Here is a 21,503-nt window from a genome sequence, read left to right as displayed (position 1 = left end):
TCAAAAGCCTAAAAGTACAAATCCCACCCGATGATCAGCACACTGAACAATACAGCCGACAGGCCGGACAGCATGTACATTACTTTTCTCATTCCTCTGCTGTTCGAGCGCCGCAGCTTCAGGAGAAGCATTACTATGTATCCGGCGGTCAGCAGACAATAGAGAATGTTAAATATAAGATGAACGCGCAGTAAAGCGTATGAAGTGTAATTCAGGCTGCGGTTTATCATCATTACATTGTTTAGAACAATGAGAAGACCGGCCAGGCTAACGCCTAAATGATATTTATCGATCCAGGATAAAGGCTTCTTCACTTTCTTAAAACGGCGTATGATCCAGCTTATTACATCAATAACAAGTGCAATTATGCTAAGTGCTGCCCCGAGTCCGAGAACAATCAGGGAGATTCCGGTACTATGAGCGGCGAAGCCTGTAAGCGGTAAATAATCACTGTAAGGGATTGAGAGCATGACAACCTTCCCCTGGTTATCTCTTACAAAGTACTCGGAACCTGAAGAGTATATCTTGGCATAGGCATCGGGTGCATATTGGTTAGAGGGCACTCCATTCCAGTTATACATGCGCTTGTTGACCGCTTTAAGCTCAGCCAGATTGAGATATTCGAACATTTTTCCAAATCCCTGAACTACCCGCCGTGCGCGTATGTAGGTCCCTTCTACCTCCGAGCTGTCCGGCATTTCGCCTGTGTAAGCCTCTGCTGTGTAAGTACCAAAGACTCTGTCAACAAGCCCGACACAATACTGGCCTTCATTGTGCTGGTTAACCATGACAATCATTCCGAACCCGGAAACAGGATCTATTACAAAGCTGCTTGAAAAACCTAATGTATTGCCGCCATGCTCCAGCGTCCGGACTGCATGCTGATTTACAAAAAATCCGTGGGCGATTCTTGGAACATTGGTGCCTTCATATGCCAGGCTTGGCATCAGCATTTGCTCAAGTGTTGCATTATTCTGAAACAATGGACTCCTGCTGCCTGCCGGCGGCATAAGCGCGGCCATGAACTTTGCGGCATCTGCTGAAGTGCCGAGTGCACCTCCTGCCGGATAAATACCCATATAGGCTCTATTCTTTTTGATCAGTTTCCGGTCAGCTGTATAGCCTTCAATCTTACCTCTTGCCGCGGCAACAGCCGGATTGTCCTGCATCGTCGGGTGAAAGGAAGTTGCGTTCATCCCCAGCACCCCAAAAATATGCTCTCTAACATATGTATAAAATGGCTGTCCGCTCTGCTGCTCCACAATGTAGCCTGCCAAAGCAGCGCCGTAATTGGAGTAGGCTACAATAGTGCCTGGTTTATAGACCTGCCGCGGTTCAAAGATACGCAGCGACTCAGCCAGATCGGGAACCGCTTCCTCCTGCGAATAATATAAACCTGTATACCGGTCCTGCCAGCCTGCATTGTGATGCATCAGATTGAGCAGCGTAATCGGCTCATCATATTTCAGCTTCTTGAAAAAACCTTCCGGGAGATACTCGCGGATATCTGTCCGCAAATCCAGCTTCCCCTGCTCCACCAGCTGCATCACACTCGTCCAGACCAGCAGCTTCGTGACGGAGCCCCATTCAAATACCGTGTCTGTATCGGCGGCGGTATTATTTTCAACATCCGCTAAGCCGTAGGCTTTGTTAAACACTGTCGTCCCATTGTTGACAACTGCAACGGATACGGCAGCAGTAGTTACCATACGGGCAGGGGTTATGTAAGAATCAATAACAGCTTCAAGTGCAGACAACCTAATTCCGGAAGGGCTTTCATCATTAGCCGGAATCGTCCCTTCTTCTGCCGCATACGCTGGGAATCCGGCGGACAGCAGTAATATAATAGCCGTCAGACAGATGACCGGCGGCTTAAATAAGGCAAACCATCTTTTCAGGTTCATGTACAGCCTCCTTTTGCAATGTTGGTATAATAGTTAATTAATCCCATAAGTGCGTATAACGGCTACTACGTTTCAATTGGACATACGGTTCAATATTTTTCCTTAATGGACAGATGCACCTATAGTGCTGCAAGCCAGCTCGCACCAAGCTCTAACGGACACCAGCGCTCTTATTTCTGCTGAAAATCCATTTTTGTCAGGCTAACGGACTCCAGTGCGCTTATTTGCCGACTTTTGCTCTAATCCTCACCAATACAGGAGCAATAAGAGCATTACGGTCCGTTAGATTATGAAAAGGCTTGTTAAAAAGCAAATAAAGGCTGTACGGTCCGTTAGCAGCATTCGGATTGAACAAAAAAGCCTGCCCCCAACAAGGGAGCAGGCCTTCAATCCAATACAAACCTTATTTCAAGCCCTTCCAAACCCAGCTTTCAACCTCCGGCAGGTCAATGCCTTCTTCGCGGATGAAAGCATTGTGCTTTTTAACCATGGCATCCATCTCAGCTGCGATAGCAGTATGCACTGGCGATTCAGGCAGGCTCAGTACAGCTTCCTTCGTCAGGTCGAAGCGGTCCATCTGGTTCAGCACGCGCATATCAAACGGAGTGGTGATGTCCCCATTCTCACGGTAGCCGTGCACATGCAGATTGTGATTATGACGGTCGAAGAACAGGTCCTTAATCAGGCCTTCATAGCCGTGGAAGGCGAAGATGACCGGCTTGTCTTTTGTGAAAAATTGATCAAACTCTTCGTCGGACAAGCCGCGCGGATCGAGCTTCCGGCTTCTCAGCTTCAGCAGGTCCACTACATTGATATAACGGATTTTGAGCTCAGGCAATTTCTCATTCAGGATGGAAATAGCCGCCAGGCTTTCAATGGTCGGCTCTGTACCTGCGGAAGCAAAAACCACATCCGGCTCGCCGCCCTGGTCAGTGCTTGCCCAGTCAATAATCTTAAGCCCTTTATCAACCAGTTCCTGCGCCTCTGCTACGCTGAACCATTGCGGACGCGGATGCTTGGAGGAGACGATCAGATTGATCTTCTGGCGGTCGTTCAGCACGGTATCGAATACAGCCAGCAGGGAGTTGGCATCCGCCGGCAGATATTCACGGATGAATTCCGGCTTCTTGTCAGCAAGGTGGCCTAACAGACCCGGGTCCTGATGAGTGTAGCCGTTGTGGTCCTGCTGGAATACAGTCGAGGTTGCCACGATATTCAGTGACGGGATATCGGCACGCCAGCCCTGATCGGTTGCCTTGCGCAGCCATTTGAAGTGCTGGGTAATCATCGAATCCACCACGCGCAGGAAGGCTTCATAGCTGTGGAAGAAGCCGTGGCGGCCGGTCAGAACATACCCTTCAAGCAAACCTTCTGCCTGATGCTCTGACAATTGGGAGTCGATAACACGGCCGTAGGAAGCCAGGAATTCATCATTTGGCTCAATAATCTGATCCAGCCATTGGCGTTTGGTCACTTCGAACACAGGCGCGAGACGGTTGGACATCGTTTCATCCGGTCCGAAGATCCGGAAGTTGCGGCCCTGCTCATTGCGCAGCACAACCTCCTTCAGATATTTACCGAGAACAGCCATATCCTGTGCTACCACTTGACCCGGAACAGCATTGTCCAGCGCATAGTCGGCAAAGTCAGGTAAGTTCAGGTCCTTGATCAGTTTACCTGCATTGGTAACAGGGTTCATGCCCATACGGCTGTCGCCGGCAGGCAAAATTTCCGCGATTTCGGCAAACAGGCGGCCGTTCTCATCGAACAGCTCCTCCGGTCTGTAGCTGTGCATCCAGTCCAGCAGCGCCGGGGCATGCTTCATATTCTTCTGATCCACCGGAATCGGTACCTGGTGGGCCCGGAACGAGCCGGTGTTCGGTACGCCATCCCACTGCGCCGGTCCGGTCCAGCCTTTAGGGGAACGGAAGACGAGCATCGGCCATAGCGGACGGGTAAGATCGTTGTTTTCACGCGCATTTTTCTGGATGGCTGCAATTCTTTCCACAATGGTATCCAGTACCTTGGCCATTTCAGGGTGCATCTGCTCCGGATCTTCACCTTCGACAAAGAACGGCTCCCAGCCCATGCCAGTGAAGTACGCGGTAATTTCTTCCCGTGACTGGCGGGACAGAATGGTCGGATTGCTGATCTTGAAGCCGTTAAGGTGCAGGATCGGCAGCACAGCTCCGTCCGTAACAGGGTTGATGAAGCGGTTGGCGAACCAGGAAGCGGCCAGCGGTCCGGTTTCAGCTTCGCCGTCTCCGATCACTACTGCCGAGATCAGGTCCGGATTGTCGAGGATAGCACCGGCGCCGTGAGACAGCGAATAGCCCAGTTCACCGCCCTCATGGATAGATCCCGGGGTTTCAGGTGCTGCATGGGAAGCAACGCCGCCAGGGAACGAGAATTGCTTGAACAGCTTTTTGAGACCGGGGATGTCCTGGGTGATTTCCGGATAAATTTCGGTATAGCTTCCGTCCAGGTAGGAGTTGGATACCATAACCTGGCCGCCGTGGCCCGGTCCTTCTATGTAGAACATATTCAGATCATATTTGGTAATAACACGGTTAAGATGCGCGTAAATGAAGTTCTGGCCCGGGATGGTGCCCCAGTGCCCGATTGGTTTGATTTTGACATCGGCATCCTTCAGCGGTTCTCTTAACAACGGATTGTCTTTTAAATACAGCTGCCCTACGGAAATATAATTTGTTGCCCGCCAGTAGGCGTCCAGCTTCTCCAGATACGTTTTTGATGAGTAATCAACACCCATGGTCGATAATCCCATTTTCTCCACTCCCTAAGTGATTGTATTTATAATTGCCAATCTTTTTTCTCTACAGGTACATCATACCTCCGAATAAAATAAATACAACCTTTTAGACAAGTGATACGGTCCAATTTTGTGAAATTTTGAACATAGTATGAAATGTGCAGGTAATTGCCTGGGAAAATGCTCGTCCACTATGCCTTTCGCCAGTTTTTTACATCCAAAACATCATAAAGGAAAAAGTGACGAAGATATTTTTTTCAATTATAGTAATAGATAAACTTGCAGCTATGAGGAGCCCGACTATGAGCAGACAGACAATAACGATAAATTCTTTAACAAGTGTTACAGACGGCGGACATATCATCTATTTGTTTGAGGATTACGATCGTTATATTGATAATGCTCTTTCTTATATCACAACGGCAATTGAGCTTGGCCATCACATTCTGCTTATTGAGCAGGCCGATGTTTATCAGGCTATCCTGGACAAGCTGGGCAGCAGCCTGGCCGGCAGGCTTCACTATCTTCATTATGCTGACAACATTGAATATTACGGTTCCCGGGGGGATTTCAATTTCCAGCACATCGTCTCTCATTTTGAGAAAATAACCGCAACAATTCAGCATAAAGACTATTCCCTCCGCACCTGGGCCAATGTGTTGACCTGGGGAGAGCACAATGAGCTCACCATCCGGGAAAATCTGATGGCCTATGAGCGGCAGACAGCCGATTTCGTGCGGGAATACGGGATGGTATCTGTATGCGCCTATAATGCACACGTGATTTCTGCTTCTCTGCAGACCGGGCTTATCAGAGAGCATGAGTATGTTATGACGGATACCGAGTTTTATAAATCGCCTCTTTATAAGCATCAGGCAGCAGAGGAAATCATTTTTCCGTCCCTGTCTATACAAAGACAGCTGCTGAATGAGCAGAAGCATCTGCTGATCGAAAAGGAAGCTATGCAAATGGCCAATCAGGCCAAAAATGAGTTCATCGCCATGATGAACCATGAGATTAGAACGCCGATGAACGGTGTGCTGGGCATGGCAGAGCTGCTGGCTGCAACCGGGCTGGAGGAAGAGCAGAAGGAGTATGTTGCCACCATCCAAAAAAGCGGAAAATCTCTGCTGCGGATCGTCAATGATATTCTCGATTACAGCAAGCTGGAGACCGGCTTCGGACAGCTGCTGGCCGAGGCGTTCAGTGTGCGGGAATCCATTGCCGAGACGCTAGAGCTGCTGACTGTGGCTATCCGTAACAAACAGCTGCAGCTTAATGTATCCATCGGCAATACTATTCCCGAGCTTGTTATCGGGGATGACGGACGGCTGCGCCAGGTGCTGCTGAATTTGCTGGGGAATGCGGTGAAATTTACGGAGGAGGGACATATTACTGTTGCCGTACAGCTTCTGTCAGCAACTACTGATAGAGTCCGGCTGCAATTTCATGTACAGGATACCGGCAGCGGCATCCCTGCGGAGCAGCAGGCCGGGCTGTTCCAGCCCTTTTACCGTGCCGATAACAGCATCACCCGGCAGACAGAAGGCACCGGACTGGGACTGGCGATCTGCCAGCGGATTGTGGCGCTGATGAACGGAGAGATCCGGATTGATTCCGCAGACTCTGGCAAAGGCGGCACGACGGTTATTTTTACAGCTGAATTTGATGCTTATAAGGCCTCCTTATAGTAAAAAAAAGAAGTCCGGGACATTTCCCGGACCTGCACCTAAGTAACGGATACAAAAGTATTAAATTTCAGATATTTGTAATGGAATCTCATATGGGAGAATTCAAGCGGAGTCCCGTTATCCAGAAAGAAAATCCCCTCCATGATGCTGACAGGCTCATTCGGCGCCAGGTTAAGCAACTCCTGGTCACTGGCCTCTGACGGCTCCGCAAACACAGACAGGAAGGACTTGGTTACCGCCAGATTGCGGGAATCCTCCAGATAATTGAAGATCGAGCCTTCGATAATGGTCTGGTTAAGGTCCTGGACAATTTTGATCGGGATATAGCCTGTTTCAATCATGAACGGTTCATCGTCAAACAAACGGAGCCGGACAATCCGGTATACGAAATCATGGGGCCCGAGGAATAAATCCCGCTGCAGCTCTTTGGTGGGAGGAATGACCTCGAAATTCAGCACTTTGACTTTGGGCTTCGTGCCATGCATCTGGAAATTGTCGGTGACTCCCAGATTGGAGCCTTCATAATTAAAGATCGATTCATTTTTTATGTACAAGGGATTGATAAAGGTACCTGAGCCCCGTTTTTTGAAAATAATGCCGACACTCTCCATTTTGGCAAGCGCCCGTTTGATCGAGCTGCGGCTGACCTGGTACGTCTCACTGAGCGTCCGTTCATCCGGCAGGCGCATATCCGGGTAGGCTCCGGCAAAAATCTTCATTTTGAGGTCATCAATAATCTGCTTGTAGACAAATTGTGTCATGAAGTACTCCCTTTCAGGTCTGCTGTCACTTCGTAAAGCTTACTGTTAACTATAGCATAATCGACGTCTCTATCATACCGCTTAACGGCGTGATTACAGCAAAAGCCCGCAGCCTGGACTCCTCCTGCTGCGGGCTTGCTGTATATCTTCTATTCAATGCGCTAGTGTATGCTCAATGCAGCTTCTGCACTTCTTCAAGCTCCTGCAGCTGCTCTATCTGATGCAGATGGTTGAGCAGCTGCTGATAGTGATCGGCCTTCTGCTGGACGGCCATTACGAGCTTCTGGAACTGGTCGGAATCCTGGCCTGATTTCTCCAGAATACGCAGCAGGTCGCCGTTGATCTGCTCAACATCCTCCATGCTGCTCTCCTGTGACACCTGAATTTTCTCCAGATGCTCAAATACCTCTTCCTCCGCCTCCACAATCTCGTTCATAAATACGGTTGACTGGCTGATCCGCTCAGCCGTTTCGGCCATCGCCTTGGTGCCGTCAGCGGATTTGCTGTGCAGCTGCCCCATAACATCGGTCATTCCTGTGAGCGAGCCCATAATTTCTTTTACATGGCTGCGTGTGCTGTCGGCAAGCTTGCGGATTTCACTTGAGACAACGCCAAAGCCGCGCCCATGTTCACCCGCACGTGCTGCTTCAATCGCCGCATTAAGCGACAGCAGGTTCGTCTGCTCGGCGATGTCCGTAATGAATCTGGCAAGCTGCTCGATGCTGGTGAAATGCCGGCGCAGCTCCTCGTTTAAGGTCACGAATTCTGTGAATACCGCAGAGGCCTTCTCCATTTCAGCAGAAATCTGGATATTGGCTTCCTTGGCAAATTCAATTTTGTTAGAGGAATAGGACAGGCTGCCGTACATATCGTTGATAAGATTTTCAGTCTGCTCACTGTTGGCCTTCAGATGCTCCAGCAGCCGCTGCGTTCCGCCGACCTGAGTGATCAATTCACCGCCTCCCGCACGCAGGGCTGCAAATTCCGCTACCATTCTGCCCTCCTGCTCAAGAATAGCCCCAGTTTCGCGGCGGACCTGCTCGGCCAAGGCATAGGCGTGAACACCGTAGGACACAGGCGCAGGTATAGCGGGTGCAAGTGCGGAGTCAGGTGCGGGGTCAGCTTCGGAAGCTGACCCTGCCGGTATAACGGCTTCCGGAATCATAATTTCAGTATCCGCCGGGGAGTTCCCCCATATTGAGCGAAGCTTGGTAATCCATTGCATATACGTTTCCCCCTATTCAACCAGCAGCAGAATCATGGTCTGGTTGGCATGCTTTTTATAATATTGCTCACCGTAGCTGATGAAGCCCGTAGTGTTGCCGCAGAAGCTGAGCATCCTGTCATCAAATGCCCCCCACAGCCGGTCACGGGTGAACAGCTGATCCCGCAGCGTACAGTTAATATTGAGCACAAAGGAGGGCTTATACGGACTTGCGCCAAGCGTTTCCTCCAGCACCGCCAGCGGATCGGCCAGACTTAAGACCTCTACATAAGTACTGGACATCACCTGACTGTAAAAAGTGACCGAACCATCCGGGTTGGCCTTCATCGGGGAGGCGATAATCAGATCATCCTCATATCTTTTGCCAAGCGGGCTGCTGAGAAAATGCTGCTCCAGCTCACCTTCCGGCACCCCCAGCACACGCGCATACTCCTCAGCAGCAGGCCGGCCGTTAAAGGAAAACACCGTTCTGCCAAACACATCCGCCTCCGTTACCAGCATTGTGCTGCCGGCCGGGACATAAATATTTTCTTTTATCAGCGTGGTGCGGGCAGCCATATCGAAGAATACACCAAGATTCTGAACACGGCGGCTGCCTATGTAGATATATGTCTCCCCGCTCTCATCATCTGCTGCACTTCCTCCAATCACCTTAAACTCAGGTGCAATAAAGAACAGCGAAGAAAGAATCGTCTCCTCCATTGCAGCAGTGCCGTCGCACAGCAGGAGCAGAAACGCATTGGCATTATCTTTTACCTTTTGGTAGGCTGCATTTAATCCGACACTGCTCAACACAGGCGGCTGCAATATTTCGGTAATCTCGGCAATGCGGGCATCATATTCAAACCCGGTGACAGTACCGCTGCGGTAGCCCTCAGGCGTATATTCCCCCTTGGTCGAGCATAGCACGGCACGCGGCGGAGCCAGCGGGGATAATTCCCTGACTGCAGCAGCTGAAGCAAACAGCACCAGGCCGCGGCTGACATCCAGTGCTTCAAGGTGACGTTTTGCTTCGTCCAATGTGTGAAACGATAAAGCTTTCATTATGTATAACAACCTTTCTGTGCGGGAAGCTCCCTTTTACACTTTTCTAAAAATATTAGCTTTAATTTTTGATTCTATCTTATGGTTAAACCAGAACGGTCTTGCTGTCTGTGAATTATGTCGCTTTTTGTTCTTCCGGGTCGGATTCATTTCTGTTGACAGGAGGCTTTTTCATGGGGGCACCGGTTGAGCACATCGCCGAAAGCTTGTATCATGAGCTTACGGCGGCGATAGCCGAAACGATGATCCTACTATGTAAAAAAGGAGTGTGAAGCATGACCTACTCTCAACGCTCAGCGCGCACCGGCGCTTCATCCGACTACACCTATCTGGAAGATCAGATCAGAATAGCTCAGGATGCATTGGCACAGGCTGAACAAGCTGGTGACGCGGAGCTTGCCGGCGCCATCCGGAAAAAGCTAGCCGGGCTGGAGGATGAGCTGGAGCTACTGGCAGACTAGGCTGGAACAGCTGGCAGTCTAAATTGGAACAACGGGAAGCCTAAGCTGGGGGCCCGCTAGGGAGAATAGGAAGTTACTCTGCGGTTTATCGGGTGTATATAGTAACAATAGACATTTTGAGAATGATTATCAATTGACAAATGAGACAAGAATTTGTCCGTGCTGCAGGTGCTCTGAGTGCGAGTTTTCCCTCTAGTAGCCTCTATTGAGCATGCCAGCGGCGCTATTAGTGGGATTTTTCCCTCTAACGACCTCTATCCAGCCTGCCGGCGGCGCTATTAGTGGGATTTTTCCCTCTAATGACCTCTGGTGAGCCTGCCGGCGGTGCTGTTAGCGGGATTTCCCCCTCTAACAGCACCGCCAACCGAGCAAACGAGCGGGCTTCCTTGCGACCAAAACAAAAAAGGCTACCCCCTGGTCATGCGAAATGACCGGGATAGCCTTTTTTGTGTGCTTTTGCCGCCTACCTTATCAGTTGCGGATTAAACCAGTTTTACCAGGCTGTAGTTTTTCTTGCCCTTACGGACGATGATGAACCTGCCGCCGATTGCGTGCTCAGCGGTAATATCAACCTCCAGCTCATTGACACGTTCGCCGTTGATCGAAATGGCTCCCTTAGTGATGTCCTCACGCGCCTGGCGCTTGGACGGCTCGATGCCAAGGTCAACCAGCCATTCCACGATATTCTTCGTTTCGTTAGTAGCGGTAAAGGTCGGCATTTCCTTGAAGCCTTCCTCAATCTCATCGGCAGTCAGGGAACGGATGTCCCCGCTGAACAGTGCGGCAGTAATACGCTTGGCCTGCTCCAGCAGCTCTTCACCGTGTACGAACCGGGTCATTTCTTCCGCCAGTGCCTTCTGTGCTTCGCGCTTGTGCGGCTCGGATTCAACCTTGGCAGCCAGTGCTTCGATCTCCTCTTTGCTGAGGAATGTGAAGTACTTGAGGTATTTGATTACATCCCGGTCATCTGTGTTCGCCCAGAACTGGTAGAACTCGTAAGGGGTTGTTTTCTTCGGATCAAGCCATACTGCGCCGCCGGCGGTTTTGCCGAACTTGGTTCCGTCAGCCTTAAGCATCAGCGGGATGGTGAGGCCGAATGCTTTAGCTTCGTTGCCTTCTTTTTTACGGATCAGGTCCAGGCCGCTTGTGATATTGCCCCATTGATCGGAGCCGCCGATCTGCAGCTGCACATCCTCATGCTTGTACAGGTGCAGGTAGTCGATCGACTGCAGAATCTGGTACGAGAACTCGGTGAACGAAATCCCGCTATCCAGACGGCTGGAGACAACATCTTTGGCGAGCATGGTGTTGATGCTGAAGTTTTTGCCGAAATCGCGCAGGAATTCAATAACATTAATGTTCTTGGTCCAGTCATAGTTGTTGACCAGGCGGACCTGATTGGCATCATCCTCGGAGATAAACAGCTTCTTCATCTGCGCAGTCAGCGCATCCACATTCTCCTGCACCTGCTCCAGTGTCTGCAGGGAGCGCTCGCTCTGGCGTCCGCTCGGATCGCCGATCGTTCCGGTAGCGCCGCCGATCAGGATCACCGGACGGTGTCCTGCCAGCTGAAAGCGTCTGAGCACCATGAACGGGATTAGATGCCCGATATGCATGCTGTCTCCGGTCGGGTCTACACCGCAGTACAGTGAAACCGCCTTAGTATTCGTTAATTCGCGCAGCCCTTCCGCATCCGTCTGCTGATTAATGGCATCGCGCCATTCCAGTTCATCAATAATATTCAACATGTACAGCCCCTTTGTTAGTGATCAGTATGGTTAGTGGGATACGTTGGAGGATGAGCATCACCCGTAGTACGGCATAGAACCAGCCAACCCGGTAAACGCAAAAAATCGCCCCTTGTCTATTCAGACACAGGGACGATTGAATTAACCGTGTTACCACCCAAATTGCACGGACAGCCTATAATCAGCCAATCCGTACCACTCATAAGCGAGTTATCGTTCGCTTGCTCCCGCTTGGCATTACCCAAGATACTCCAGAGTGTATTTCGCAGCCCTCGTGTGTACCGGGTTCCATCACCCCCCGGCTTTCTGTGACAGGGACTAAGCTGCTACTGCGCTCATTCAACGTATACAAACTATAAGATTACAGAAAGTATAGCCAATTCACAATTTGTTGTCAATCCGGCCGGTAACCGGATTAACATCAGGCATAACGCCAGCCGCCGCTGGCCGTTATATTTTCCGCTTCTGCCTCGGCATAGCCTTCACAGATGAACCCTATAACCTCACTTCCGTCCTCAAGCTCCACCTTCCCAAGCCCCAGCGGCGCGGGGATCAGGGCTGCAAATGCGCCGACCGATTGAACCGGCATCTTCCATAGCTCAAGCTGAATCGCTGCTCCCCCTTGAGCTTTCTTAATCAGCCCGGGTTTGGCAGGAACAGTCTGCAGTCTGATCATGTCATAGCAAGGCGCCGTTTTCGTCTCACGCCAGAAATAAGCGCCATAGCCGGTCATCTGCTTCTCGAGCGGATAGCCCTGCATGTGCAGGCCGCAGACGGCAATCGTAGTATAATGCTGCACGGCGGCCCCTGTTGATGTGTCCACGGTTTCAGCCGCTCCAGCTAGCTCCGTATCCTTCAGCCCGGAATCCCCCAGGTAAAGCCCTGCCATTCCTGCCAGCAGATGCTCGCTGTCCGCCAGTGCGAAGAAAGTGATCCCGAACGGTAAATCCTGCGCCGCATCTCCGGCAGGGACGGCCACTGCAGACAGATCAAGCAAATTGCAGTGATTGGTGTAGCGGCCCATATCCGAATTGGCGCCGACCGGATTAAGCTCCACCTGCTCTCTGGTCCAGGTTCCTCCACAAGTGGGCATGACCAGCACCGCATCCTGCAGCAGCTCGCGGGATTTAGCCTTGTACTCCTGAAGCCGGTGCATGGCCTGGAACAAGCTTGAGGCTGTATGCCGTTCCCCGTTCCCTGACGATAAAATCTGTTCTGTTACAGGAAGCACGGAGGCTCGGTTATTCTCAACAAATGCTCCCAGACCGGTCCAGCGCTCTGCCACCCAGGGTCCATCGTACAGGATGGATGCCGCTTCGAAGAACATCGTACAATCCACATGTTCTATTGGAATACCCAGCTTCTTCAGCGAGTCGCCTGCTGCCTGCCAGGCCAGCCGGTATTCCTCCTCATGAGGGCCATAGAAGCCAAGCGGCTCTGCCGGGAACAGCAGCCTGGCAGGACGACGGTCTGCCTGCCGGGGGATGCTGCGGGACCAGGGATCGGAGACATCCAGGCCACGGACCTGCCGGTCAACCAGCAGCGCCTCCTCCAGGCTGTTCGCGAACACCGTGACACAGTCCAGGCTTGCGCACGCCGGGACTACTCCCAAGGTGGGCCAGGCTCCCAGGCTGGGCTTATATCCTACCAGACCATTCAGTGCCGCAGGCACACGCCCCGAGCCGGCAGTATCCGTGCCCAGCGAGAAGACTGCCTGGCCGCGTGCAACAGCAACTGCCGAGCCGGAGCTTGAGCCGCCGCTGATATATTCCGGTCTGAGCGCGTTATGCACAGCCCCATGCGGGCTTCTTGTGCCGACCAGTCCGGTGGCAAATTGATCCAGGTTGCTTTTGCCTACAGGAATCGCCCCGGCACCGACTAAACGCTCCACCACAGAGGAATGTCTGTCCGGTATATAGCTGAATTGCGGGCAAGCAGCTGTGGTAGGGAAGCCCTGCACATCTATATTATCCTTGACCGCAAACGGAATTCCCCAGAGCGGATACTCCTCGATGTCCATATGGCTTATTGCCTCCAGATAAGGCTGTATCCGCCCGTAATCCGGCGGCTCAATCCAAATGTTCAGCTCCAGATCCTGCTGTGAACGCCGGATAATCTCGCGGATAAGCTCTTCCGGCGTGAGTGCTCCGCTTCTGTATTGGTCCCGCAGCCATCCCGCAGACAGCTTGAGCGGCAATTTGGCCATAGCCATATCGTTCATCTCCTATTCTGTGGGTTACGCTGCTTCTCATAAGGCCTCATCTCATGCAGCTTAAGGGCCAATTGAAGCTCAAGCATATCGTCCCCGTCATCTGAGTTTAGGTTCAGCAACTCACAGGCACGTTCAATCCTGTAGGTCACGGTATTATAATGCGTGAACAAAGCGGCTGAGGTTTTTTTCACATTGCGGCTGTTCTTGAAGTACTGGGTTAGCGTCTGCAGCAGGGATACGTTGTGCTTGCTGTCGTAATCCAGCAGGGGAATCAGATACTGGTCCCGGTAATCCCTAATTTCTTCAAGCTCCGGCAAATGGTATAGCAGCCTGAAGACGCCCAGCTTTCTATAATCTATGAACGGTTCACGGAAACCGCAAATCTCACGGATATGATAGATCTTCTTGGCTGACTCATAGCTGAAATGAACCAGATCAGGACGGCTAACCTTGTCTCCGATACAGAAGACAAATGTATCCTTGGCACAAACTGCACTAAGCTCCGTTAGCAGGCGCTGCAGCGTATCAGACAGTAGGCTGTCCCCCTGATCAGCAATCGTGACCGCAAGCTCGCCTTCAATGATCGTCATTTTCACATGCTGTAAATCCGGCCTTGTTCTGATTCTCTTCACGGCCTGCTGCAGCTGCTTCACCTCAGGCCTCATATCCAGCCAGCCAACCACTGCTGCAGTCATTGCCAGATCAGGCAGCGGGCAGCCGCAGGCCTCTGCTCTCAGCTTGAGATCCTCACCAGCCACAATTCTGCCGCTGATCCAGTCCTGCAGGAACTGGTCCACGTACTTCAGCTCAACTTCTCTGCGGGCATTCGCATTGATCATTTCCAGTCCGACCAGAACGCCTACCCGGTCTATAGTCAGCTGATCGACCATGGTCAGCTCCTGGTTCCATTCGAGCAGTATAAGCAGGCACTGGTTCATCTGCTTGTCATTGACTGCAGACACATAAGCCCTGATCCGCCGTTCCCCAAGGGTAATGAAGCAGATACCCAGACTCGCCTCATCCCTGAGCTGAAGCCAGACCGGTGACTGGCGGTGAAATCCGAGCTCCTCAGCCTGCGGAGAGCAGAACAGATGGTCCATATCATCCAGAAGCACAATCGGATTATGAAGCATCCCGTCCAGCGAGCGCAGAAAGTCCTCGATGCCGTCACCGTGCAGCAGCTGCTTCGACAGCTTCTGAAACCGGCTCTGGAGCTGGGAGAGCTCCCTGGCCTCCTGAACCAGCACCCGCTCCATGATATCCCTGACTACATCAGAGAATGATGTGGACGAGGGCAGCTCAAAAATCGGAAAATCCAGCTGGTCGGCAAGCTCTAGCGCCCTGGCCGGAACCTCATCAATAAAACGTTTGGTTTTGATCCCAAGGGCGGAGACACCCTTCTTGTTCAGCTGCGGAATCATGTCTGAGATCAAATCCGGCTGGTCACGGAAGGGGAAGCCGCTGGTAATCAGGAATTCCCCCGGCCGGACCCAATCTATGACATCAGGAACCTCCATTACATTTACGCGATTTATGTAACGGTGCAAGCCGCCCGCTCCGGCAAGCACTACTGCCTCCTTAAGATCGGGAATCAACAGGATGTCGCTGCAGGTCAGACCTGTGATTACATTGTTCGCCATGGGGCTCCGCCGCCTTTACTTTAGCTTTGAGGAATAGATATCTTCAATAATGGTCGTGCCGAAAAAGGAGTTTGGAGCTACCTGATCTTCTGCCGGCAGAAAAATACTGATCTGCTCGGAAGGTGAATCCCCGGCATTGGCTACCGAATGGACAACGCCTGCCGGCACATGAAAGGTATCTCCGGCCCGGTAGCTGGTCCACTCGCCGCCGCTCAGCAGCTTAACCTCGCCTACGGTAATATGAATAATCTCCACCACGTCGTGATAGTGGGGAACCACCTGCCCGCCAACACCGAGCTTTTCCCATAAAATAGAGCTCATCCGTATCCCCAGCTTATCCGCCTGCGCCGCAGAGACAATCTCCCGGTGATACAGCTCGATATGGTTAGGCATCAGCTCCCATGTCATTTCTTCTGCCGTCAGAACCTCGGTTTCCTGTGTAAGCATATGTCATTCCTCCATAAGATTAAATTATTGATTTCTGCGGAATACGGCCGCTACCGGCCCTCCGCCTGCCGGACCCTGATGCTCCCCGCCGCCGGATACATAGATCATCGGATCTCCGCATACATAAGCCAGAACACCGCCGACAACAGCACGGGCATGCCGGGTATGGTTGATATCTGAATCATCCAGCATCGTATGACGCCGTTCCCGCACATAGCCGGAAGGGTCAGCCTCCGCCTTGGCCAGCACCTGAATCAGCTCATCTCCGGCATGCCGGTCGATCATGCGCTGCAGCGCCGCTCCGTCAATGGAGTCCTTCATAACATCATGGTCAATATAATAAGGACCCTCCGCTGCGGAAGAATTACCGAATACAATGATCTCACAGCAGGAAAGCTCACTCCCGGCAGACGTCGAAGCAACCGCGCTGTACAGCTCCCAGTTCATGCAGATTTCCTCATCCCGGAGCCCCTCCCGGCTGATTTCTCCAAGCGCCACAGCAACGCCGAGGGCGGAAGCGCCTCTGGAATACCCCATCGACTTATAGGTATCCTCAGTCACAAGCTCAGCCTTTCTGCTATGGGCTTCATGCATTTGCTCTGCAGTCAGAAGCGGGCATTTAATCTGTACAAAATGCACATCCTCCGCAGACGCAATACCGGCATCGCGGAGCGCACGGGACACCGCTTCAGCCACTGCATCCACCTGGCTCAGGCGCCCCAGCTCCTCCGGCAGGAAATCCCTCGTTCTGGAGACACCAATCGCGAGTGATTTCAGCCCAAGCCCGGCCTCTGCCGTCTCCGGCGAACCGCTGCGGCTCATTACGGTGAAATGCGGACTCAGTATGCCTTCCGTGCCCCCTGACATGATATAGGACACAGCCGGCCGGCTGTCTGCGGAATAGGGAGCGAAAAACTGCTTCAGGGCCATCACCGCGTATCCCCGGGTAAAATCGTTGACACAGCCGTTGCCCTCGCTCTTGCCCAGCACGGCAACTACATGTGCAGGGTCAATAACCCCGGCCTCTATAGAGGCCTTAAGACCTGACGTATCATGCGGAGCACCGGCAGGCACTTTTATAACTGAGCATCTCATCACAGATCATCGCTCCTTGTCCAAAAGATGACTTTCTTCTCCAGCAGTCCGACACACCAGAACAGCAGCAGCCCGCAAGCCGCCGAAGCGATAATCGCCGAGAACATTACCGGAGTATCCATATGATAGGAAGAGACCAGAACAACGTATCCAAGCCCTTTATTCGCACCGACGAATTCGCCGACAATAGCTCCGACAATCGCCAGGGAGGTTGAGATTTTAAGCGCGGAGAAAATATACGGCAGACTTGTCGGCAGGCGCAGCTTCCAGAAAATTTCCCACTTCGTCCCTTTATAAGTAGAAAACAGCTCCCAGGCTTCATATTCAATCGCCTTAAGCCCTTTGACACTGTTCACCAGTATCGGGAAAAAGCAGATCAGCGTGGACGCCACTACCTTGGAGGAATATCCGGTACCCAGCCACACCACCAGCAGAGGGGCCAAAGCCACAAGCGGTGTCGTCTTAAGGGCAATTGCCAGCGGAAAAGCGCCCTTCTCAATCGGTTTGGAATGTACGAAAATAACGGCTGTAACAAATCCCAGAATGTTGGCCAGCATAAATCCGGCCAGGGATTCCATCAGGGTAACAAGCATATGTGAGCCTAATGAAGCTTCCACCGCTGATAAGACCGCTGTGGGAGCCGGCAGCAAATATACTGGAATGGAAAAGAGGCGGACGGCCAGTTCCCAGAGCACGAGAAACCCCAGGCCGAATCCGAGCGGATACAGGCTGTCTTTAAGCTTAGCTGTCATAAATGCTTCACCCTCTTTCTCAGTTCCTTGACCGTATAGTGGAACTCCGGCAGCTCTTCCATCCCGGCCTCCCGCGGCGAGGGCAGCGGAACCGGGATAATATCCGTAACTCCAGCGGGCCGGGGCGACATCATCACTACCCGGTCAGACAGCAGCACCGACTCCTGAATCGAGTGTGTAACCATAACGATGCTGCTAAGGCTGGTTTCGGGGCTCTCCCATAGACGGAGCAGCTCGAAGTTCAGCTTTTCGCGGGTTAATTCATCCAGGGCACCAAAGGGCTCATCCATTAAAAGCACCGCCGGATCAGCTGCCAGCGCCCTGGCGATCGCCGCCCGCTGCTGCATGCCGCCGCTCAGCTGATGCGGAAAATGATTCATGAAATCCTGCAGGCCTACCAGGCGCAGTGCGCCTTCCGCCTTCTCCCGCGCTTCCTGCTTCGTGAACTTTTTCTTGTTGCCGAGCTCGAGCGGAAGCGTGACATTCTGGAGTGCCGTAAGCCAAGGCATAAGCACCGGCTTCTGAAAGACCATGCCCAGCGACAAGTCAGAGGAAGCATAGGTGACCTGCCCTCCCTTGTCGGGACCCAGCAGCTGAAGCATCAGCCTCAGCATGGTCGATTTTCCGCAGCCGCTCGGCCCGAGTATGGAAATGAATTCATTCCGGTATACATCCAGATTCACCCGGTTAAGCACCTGCACCTCTCCAAAGGACAGGGAGCAGTCTGATAACGAGAGCATCACTTCACGCTCTTTGGATTTCTGTAAGGGACGATGTTCTGCCATGAAGCTCTTCTGTTCCTTAATTACCGCCGTCATAAGACCGCCTCCTATTCCAGGTATTCGTTCGTAAACAGTGACTTCAGATCCTGCTCTTTCTTCACAAAGCCAAGCTCAACCAGACTCTTCTGCAAGGTACCCCATGCCTCTTCCTCGGTCGATCCAAGCGGCAGCTTCTCCGGCTCCAGGAGCGGAATGCTGGCCTTCATCATCGCCACCTCATGCTCCAGATCCAGCTTATCTCCGTACTTCAAACCGAATTCCGCCGCTTCCTCCGGATTCTTCAGGGCATAATCCCAGCCTTTCATGGAAGCCTGCACGAAGCTCTTGACCAGCTCAGGGTCTTTTTCAATGACAGATTCAGTAGTAAATAGCGTATCCGCATAGAAATTGATGCCGTAGTCATTCGGATCAATAATGTTCACCTCTTTGCCCTGCTCCTGCACAGCCAGCACTTCATTGATCACGTACCCCGGCCATGCCTTCACCTGACCTGTCAGCAGCGGGCTGAGATCATATTTAATCGGCATTTCCTCAATTTGCGAGGTTTCGATGCCTGCGCTTTTCTCCATCGCCCGGAACGTCAGCTCCTCATTGCCGCCCAGCTTAATGCCCACCTTCTGGCCGACAAGATCCTCCATTGTGGAAATACCCGACTCTTTGAGCGCGAACATTACAAAGGGGGTTTTGCGGTAAATCGTCGATACGGCCTTGACCGGCACTCCCTTTTCACGGGCAATAATAATCTGGTCCGCTCCGGTTACCCCGAACTCTTCACTGCCGGAAGCGACCATCTGCACCGACGGAAAATCCGATCCGCCCGGCCGTATCTCCACATCCAGTCCGGCATCCTTGTAGTAACCCTTCTCCACAGCGGTGTAAAAGCCGGCAAACTGGGCCTGATGAATCCATTTCAGTCTCAGTACAACCTTCTTGAGCTCCCCGGAATCCCCTTGGCCGTCAGCCTTGATGGTCTCACCGGAGCCGGAGCCGCAGGCGGTAATCAGCAGCATAAGTGACGATAACAGGACGAGCATTGCTTTTCTGGACATTTTCCACATAGGATATTCCCCCGTTATGATGTAATTGTAATGGTGAGTAATACTGTTCGGCCGCGCGGCAGTCTAATACTGCTCCAGTGCTTTGAGGACCTCTGCAGAATGGCTGACACTCCCGAATACGCCTCCCTGCATTTTGACCATTTCCAGCGCAGCCTGATGATTGCGGGGATCGGTAGCTCCTGTGCAGTCCTCCAGGATCAGACATTCATACCCCCGGTCGTTCGCTTCCCGCATCGTGGTGTGGACACATACATCGGTTGTAATGCCCGTGAGAATCAGATGGGTGATGCCCCTGTTCCGCAAGATTAAGTCAAGATCCGTTGCATAAAAGCTTCCCTTGCCGGGCTTATCGATGATAAATTCCCCGGGTGCAGGAGCAAGCTCCTCAATAATCTGCCAGCCGCGTTCGCCCCGGACAAGAATCCGTCCCGCAGGACCAACAGACCCGATCTCCGCCCCGATCTGTCTGCTGCGCCACCGTTTGTTGGCAGGCAGATCGGATAAATCCGGCTTGTGCCCTTCCCTTGTATGAATGACGGTGAAGCCTTCAATACGGCGGATACGCTCAAGCAGCTGTTGAATAGGCTCAATCGCCCTGGCTGTCAGGGATAGGTCGTAGCCCATCTGCTCCACGTATCCTCCCTTACCGCAGAAGTCGGTTTGCATATCGATAATCAGGAGTGCTGTCTTCCGGGGATCTACGGCCCCGTCGTAAGGCCACACATAAGGTGATGCTGTGATCTGCATAATATCGTTTCCTCCCCTAAATAAGCACATTATTTATGTTAGTTTATATAACACTTGTGTTCATTTGTTTCTTATGAGTTAGATTATATTACAACAAAACTAATATGTCTTCGTTTTTATTACAAGATTATCATCTTTCGCTTCGTATTTTTCCATAAACATCACTCATTAAGGTATATATACTCACACAAACCACCCACCTTTGTACAGTTTTTGGATGAATAAGGAATATGAGGTATGGATGCGGCTGCCCCCGAACGCTGTAGCTGTTAATGAAACAGCAAAAAAAAGCCGTCCAGGACACCAGGTCCGGACAGCTTACTGAAATCTCTTCACTTCACGCTTCAAATCAATGTATTCACACCATCCATCCGCGCCAGCAGTTGCTCCCGCAGCCTGCTGTAGTCAGCGCTGCTGCGTATTCTTGCAAATGACAGATCTGCTGCACCCTCTGTAAGCGGATTGGCGAAATCCTCCACCACTCTGCCCGGGTCAGGGTGCATTACGATCAGACGGCTGGACAGGAGCAGCGCTTCATCCACATCGTGAGTGATGAAGAACATGCACTTGCCTGTCTTGTGCCAAATCTCCCGCAGATGCAGCTGCATATTCTCACGGGTCAGGGCATCGAGTGCGCTGAAGGGCTCATCCAGCAGGACAATTTCCGGGTCGTTGGCAAGCGTACGGGCAATTGCCGCACGCTGCTTCATCCCGCCGGACAGCTGGTGCGGCAGCAGCTTTGCGGATGCTTCCAGCCCCATCAGCTCCAGAAAATAGGCGACCCGTTCCCTACGCCGGGCTTTTGGAAGATTCTGCATCCGCATGCCGAACTCGATGTTACGTGCCAGGGACAGCCACGGAAACAGATTGGCCTGCTGGAAAACGACACCTACCTCCGGATCGGGCCGGGTATGCCGTTTGCCGTTGATGGTAAGCATCCCCCGGGTCGGCCGCAGATAACCTGCAAGGATGTTCAGGAGCGAGGTTTTGCCGCAGCCGGACGGGCCTAGGACAGCTACAAATTCTCCGGGCTCCAGCTTCAGGCTAACGTTCTGCAGCACCTGGCGCTCCGACGCCCCTTTGCCGTAAGTCAGGCCGATTCCGTCCAGCAGAATCCCCTGCTCCTGCTTTTCTTCATAGATCACTCTGGCTCCCCCTTTCCT

The 21,503-nt window shown here is 52.2% G+C and carries 17 protein-coding genes and 1 other annotated feature; of the genes, 2 read left to right on the top strand and 15 right to left on the bottom strand.

The genetic code is table 11. The features are described 5' to 3' along the window. Nucleotides 1–8: 8 nt before the first annotated feature. Both R70723_RS08490 and R70723_RS08485 read right to left on the bottom strand, forming a co-directional pair. Complete coding sequence (locus tag R70723_RS08490) at nucleotides 9–1,904, bottom strand: serine hydrolase domain-containing protein (RefSeq protein WP_052421234.1); 1,896 nt, start codon at nucleotides 1,902–1,904, stop codon at nucleotides 9–11. 403 nt (nucleotides 1,905–2,307) lie between these two features. Further along, nucleotides 2,308–4,692: a phosphoketolase family protein gene (locus R70723_RS08485; protein ID WP_179088088.1), complete on the bottom strand. Its 2,385-nt coding sequence runs from the start codon at nucleotides 4,690–4,692 to the stop codon at nucleotides 2,308–2,310. A 287-nt stretch (nucleotides 4,693–4,979) separates the two neighbouring features. Between R70723_RS08485 and R70723_RS31965 the strand changes: the two genes are divergently transcribed. After that, nucleotides 4,980–6,368, top strand: coding sequence for an MEDS domain-containing protein (locus R70723_RS31965; RefSeq protein WP_052421233.1), 1,389 nt, complete (start codon nucleotides 4,980–4,982; stop codon nucleotides 6,366–6,368). Nucleotides 6,369–6,406: 38 nt separating this feature from the next. Here R70723_RS31965 and R70723_RS08475 read toward each other — a convergent pair whose 3' ends face one another. From R70723_RS08475 to R70723_RS08465, 3 genes are all read right to left on the bottom strand, one after another. Further along, nucleotides 6,407–7,129: a GntR family transcriptional regulator gene (locus tag R70723_RS08475; RefSeq protein WP_039871360.1), complete on the bottom strand. Its 723-nt coding sequence runs from the start codon at nucleotides 7,127–7,129 to the stop codon at nucleotides 6,407–6,409. Between the two features lie 172 nt (nucleotides 7,130–7,301). Beyond that, nucleotides 7,302–8,354 carry a methyl-accepting chemotaxis protein gene (locus tag R70723_RS34220; RefSeq protein WP_052421232.1) on the bottom strand — a complete coding sequence of 351 codons (1,053 nt, stop codon included), beginning with the start codon at nucleotides 8,352–8,354 and terminating at the stop codon, nucleotides 7,302–7,304. Nucleotides 8,355–8,366: 12 nt separating this feature from the next. After that, nucleotides 8,367–9,398: an FIST signal transduction protein gene (locus tag R70723_RS08465; RefSeq protein ID WP_039871358.1), complete on the bottom strand. Its 1,032-nt coding sequence runs from the start codon at nucleotides 9,396–9,398 to the stop codon at nucleotides 8,367–8,369. 275 nt (nucleotides 9,399–9,673) lie between these two features. On the opposite strand from R70723_RS08465, the gene R70723_RS08460 reads away from it, so the two are divergent. Further along, entirely contained in the window at nucleotides 9,674–9,859 is a 186-nt protein-coding gene (locus tag R70723_RS08460; protein ID WP_039871357.1) for a hypothetical protein, read from the top strand. Between the two features lie 482 nt (nucleotides 9,860–10,341). On the opposite strand, the gene tyrS is transcribed toward R70723_RS08460, so the two are convergent. The 10 genes from tyrS to R70723_RS08410 form a co-directional block, all read right to left on the bottom strand. After that, a complete protein-coding gene (gene tyrS / locus R70723_RS08455) occupies nucleotides 10,342–11,604 on the bottom strand; it encodes a tyrosine--tRNA ligase (RefSeq protein WP_039878439.1) in 1,263 nt (420 codons plus the stop codon). 128 nt (nucleotides 11,605–11,732) lie between these two features. Continuing rightward, nucleotides 11,733–11,959: a binding site (T-box leader), on the bottom strand. Between the two features lie 69 nt (nucleotides 11,960–12,028). Continuing rightward, a complete protein-coding gene (gene atzF, locus R70723_RS08450; protein ID WP_039871356.1) occupies nucleotides 12,029–13,819 on the bottom strand; it encodes an allophanate hydrolase in 1,791 nt (596 codons plus the stop codon). Nucleotides 13,820–13,824: 5 nt separating this feature from the next. Beyond that, nucleotides 13,825–15,459, bottom strand: coding sequence for a PucR family transcriptional regulator (locus R70723_RS08445; protein ID WP_039871353.1), 1,635 nt, complete (start codon nucleotides 15,457–15,459; stop codon nucleotides 13,825–13,827). 15 nt (nucleotides 15,460–15,474) lie between these two features. Continuing rightward, entirely contained in the window at nucleotides 15,475–15,906 is a 432-nt protein-coding gene (locus R70723_RS08440) for a cupin domain-containing protein (RefSeq protein WP_039871350.1), read from the bottom strand. 24 nt (nucleotides 15,907–15,930) lie between these two features. Then, entirely contained in the window at nucleotides 15,931–17,001 is a 1,071-nt protein-coding gene (locus R70723_RS08435) for a cyanuric acid amidohydrolase (protein ID WP_039871348.1), read from the bottom strand. Further along, a complete protein-coding gene (locus tag R70723_RS08430; RefSeq protein WP_039871344.1) occupies nucleotides 17,001–17,753 on the bottom strand; it encodes an ABC transporter permease in 753 nt (250 codons plus the stop codon). The genes R70723_RS08435 and R70723_RS08430 overlap by 1 nt, the downstream gene beginning before the upstream one ends. Continuing rightward, on the bottom strand, nucleotides 17,750–18,571 hold the full coding sequence (locus R70723_RS08425) for an ABC transporter ATP-binding protein (protein WP_052421231.1): 822 nt from the start codon (nucleotides 18,569–18,571) through the stop codon (nucleotides 17,750–17,752). Before R70723_RS08425 ends, R70723_RS08430 begins: the two co-directional genes overlap by 4 nt. 11 nt (nucleotides 18,572–18,582) lie before the next feature. Further along, nucleotides 18,583–19,593: an ABC transporter substrate-binding protein gene (locus R70723_RS08420; RefSeq protein ID WP_039871342.1), complete on the bottom strand. Its 1,011-nt coding sequence runs from the start codon at nucleotides 19,591–19,593 to the stop codon at nucleotides 18,583–18,585. A 63-nt stretch (nucleotides 19,594–19,656) separates the two neighbouring features. After that, nucleotides 19,657–20,340 (bottom strand): biuret amidohydrolase, encoded by a 684-nt coding sequence (gene biuH, locus R70723_RS08415; protein WP_039871340.1) that lies wholly within the window; start codon nucleotides 20,338–20,340, stop codon nucleotides 19,657–19,659. 344 nt (nucleotides 20,341–20,684) lie between these two features. Next, nucleotides 20,685–21,485, bottom strand: a complete 801-nt coding sequence (locus tag R70723_RS08410) for an ABC transporter ATP-binding protein (RefSeq protein ID WP_039871337.1) — start codon at nucleotides 21,483–21,485, stop codon at nucleotides 20,685–20,687. Between the last annotated feature and the right edge of the window lie 18 nt (nucleotides 21,486–21,503).

This window comes from Paenibacillus sp. FSL R7-0273 (assembly GCF_000758625.1).
GTDB lineage: Bacteria > Bacillota > Bacilli > Paenibacillales > Paenibacillaceae > Paenibacillus_AQ.
This window is presented reverse-complemented; position numbering and strand designations above follow the sequence as displayed.

Excerpts from the sequence above, each read along its gene's own strand:
- R70723_RS34220 (WP_052421232.1), bottom strand. The coding sequence starts at position 8,354 with ATGCAATGGATTACCAAGCTTCGCTCAATATGGGGGAACTCCCCGGCG.
- R70723_RS08430 (WP_039871344.1), bottom strand. The coding sequence starts at position 17,753 with ATGACAGCTAAGCTTAAAGACAGCCTGTATCCGCTCGGATTCGGCCTG.
- R70723_RS31965 (WP_052421233.1), top strand. The coding sequence starts at position 4,980 with ATGAGCAGACAGACAATAACGATAAATTCTTTAACAAGTGTTACAGAC.
- R70723_RS08490 (WP_052421234.1), bottom strand. The coding sequence starts at position 1,904 with ATGAACCTGAAAAGATGGTTTGCCTTATTTAAGCCGCCGGTCATCTGT.
- R70723_RS08425 (WP_052421231.1), bottom strand. The coding sequence starts at position 18,571 with ATGACGGCGGTAATTAAGGAACAGAAGAGCTTCATGGCAGAACATCGT.
- atzF (WP_039871356.1), bottom strand. The coding sequence starts at position 13,819 with ATGGCTATGGCCAAATTGCCGCTCAAGCTGTCTGCGGGATGGCTGCGG.
- R70723_RS08445 (WP_039871353.1), bottom strand. The coding sequence starts at position 15,459 with ATGGCGAACAATGTAATCACAGGTCTGACCTGCAGCGACATCCTGTTG.
- R70723_RS08475 (WP_039871360.1), bottom strand. The coding sequence starts at position 7,129 with ATGACACAATTTGTCTACAAGCAGATTATTGATGACCTCAAAATGAAG.
- biuH (WP_039871340.1), bottom strand. The coding sequence starts at position 20,340 with ATGCAGATCACAGCATCACCTTATGTGTGGCCTTACGACGGGGCCGTA.
- R70723_RS08440 (WP_039871350.1), bottom strand. The coding sequence starts at position 15,906 with ATGCTTACACAGGAAACCGAGGTTCTGACGGCAGAAGAAATGACATGG.
- R70723_RS08485 (WP_179088088.1), bottom strand. The coding sequence starts at position 4,692 with ATGGGATTATCGACCATGGGTGTTGATTACTCATCAAAAACGTATCTG.
- R70723_RS08420 (WP_039871342.1), bottom strand. The coding sequence starts at position 19,593 with ATGTGGAAAATGTCCAGAAAAGCAATGCTCGTCCTGTTATCGTCACTT.
- R70723_RS08465 (WP_039871358.1), bottom strand. The coding sequence starts at position 9,398 with ATGAAAGCTTTATCGTTTCACACATTGGACGAAGCAAAACGTCACCTT.
- R70723_RS08460 (WP_039871357.1), top strand. The coding sequence starts at position 9,674 with ATGACCTACTCTCAACGCTCAGCGCGCACCGGCGCTTCATCCGACTAC.
- R70723_RS08435 (WP_039871348.1), bottom strand. The coding sequence starts at position 17,001 with ATGAGATGCTCAGTTATAAAAGTGCCTGCCGGTGCTCCGCATGATACG.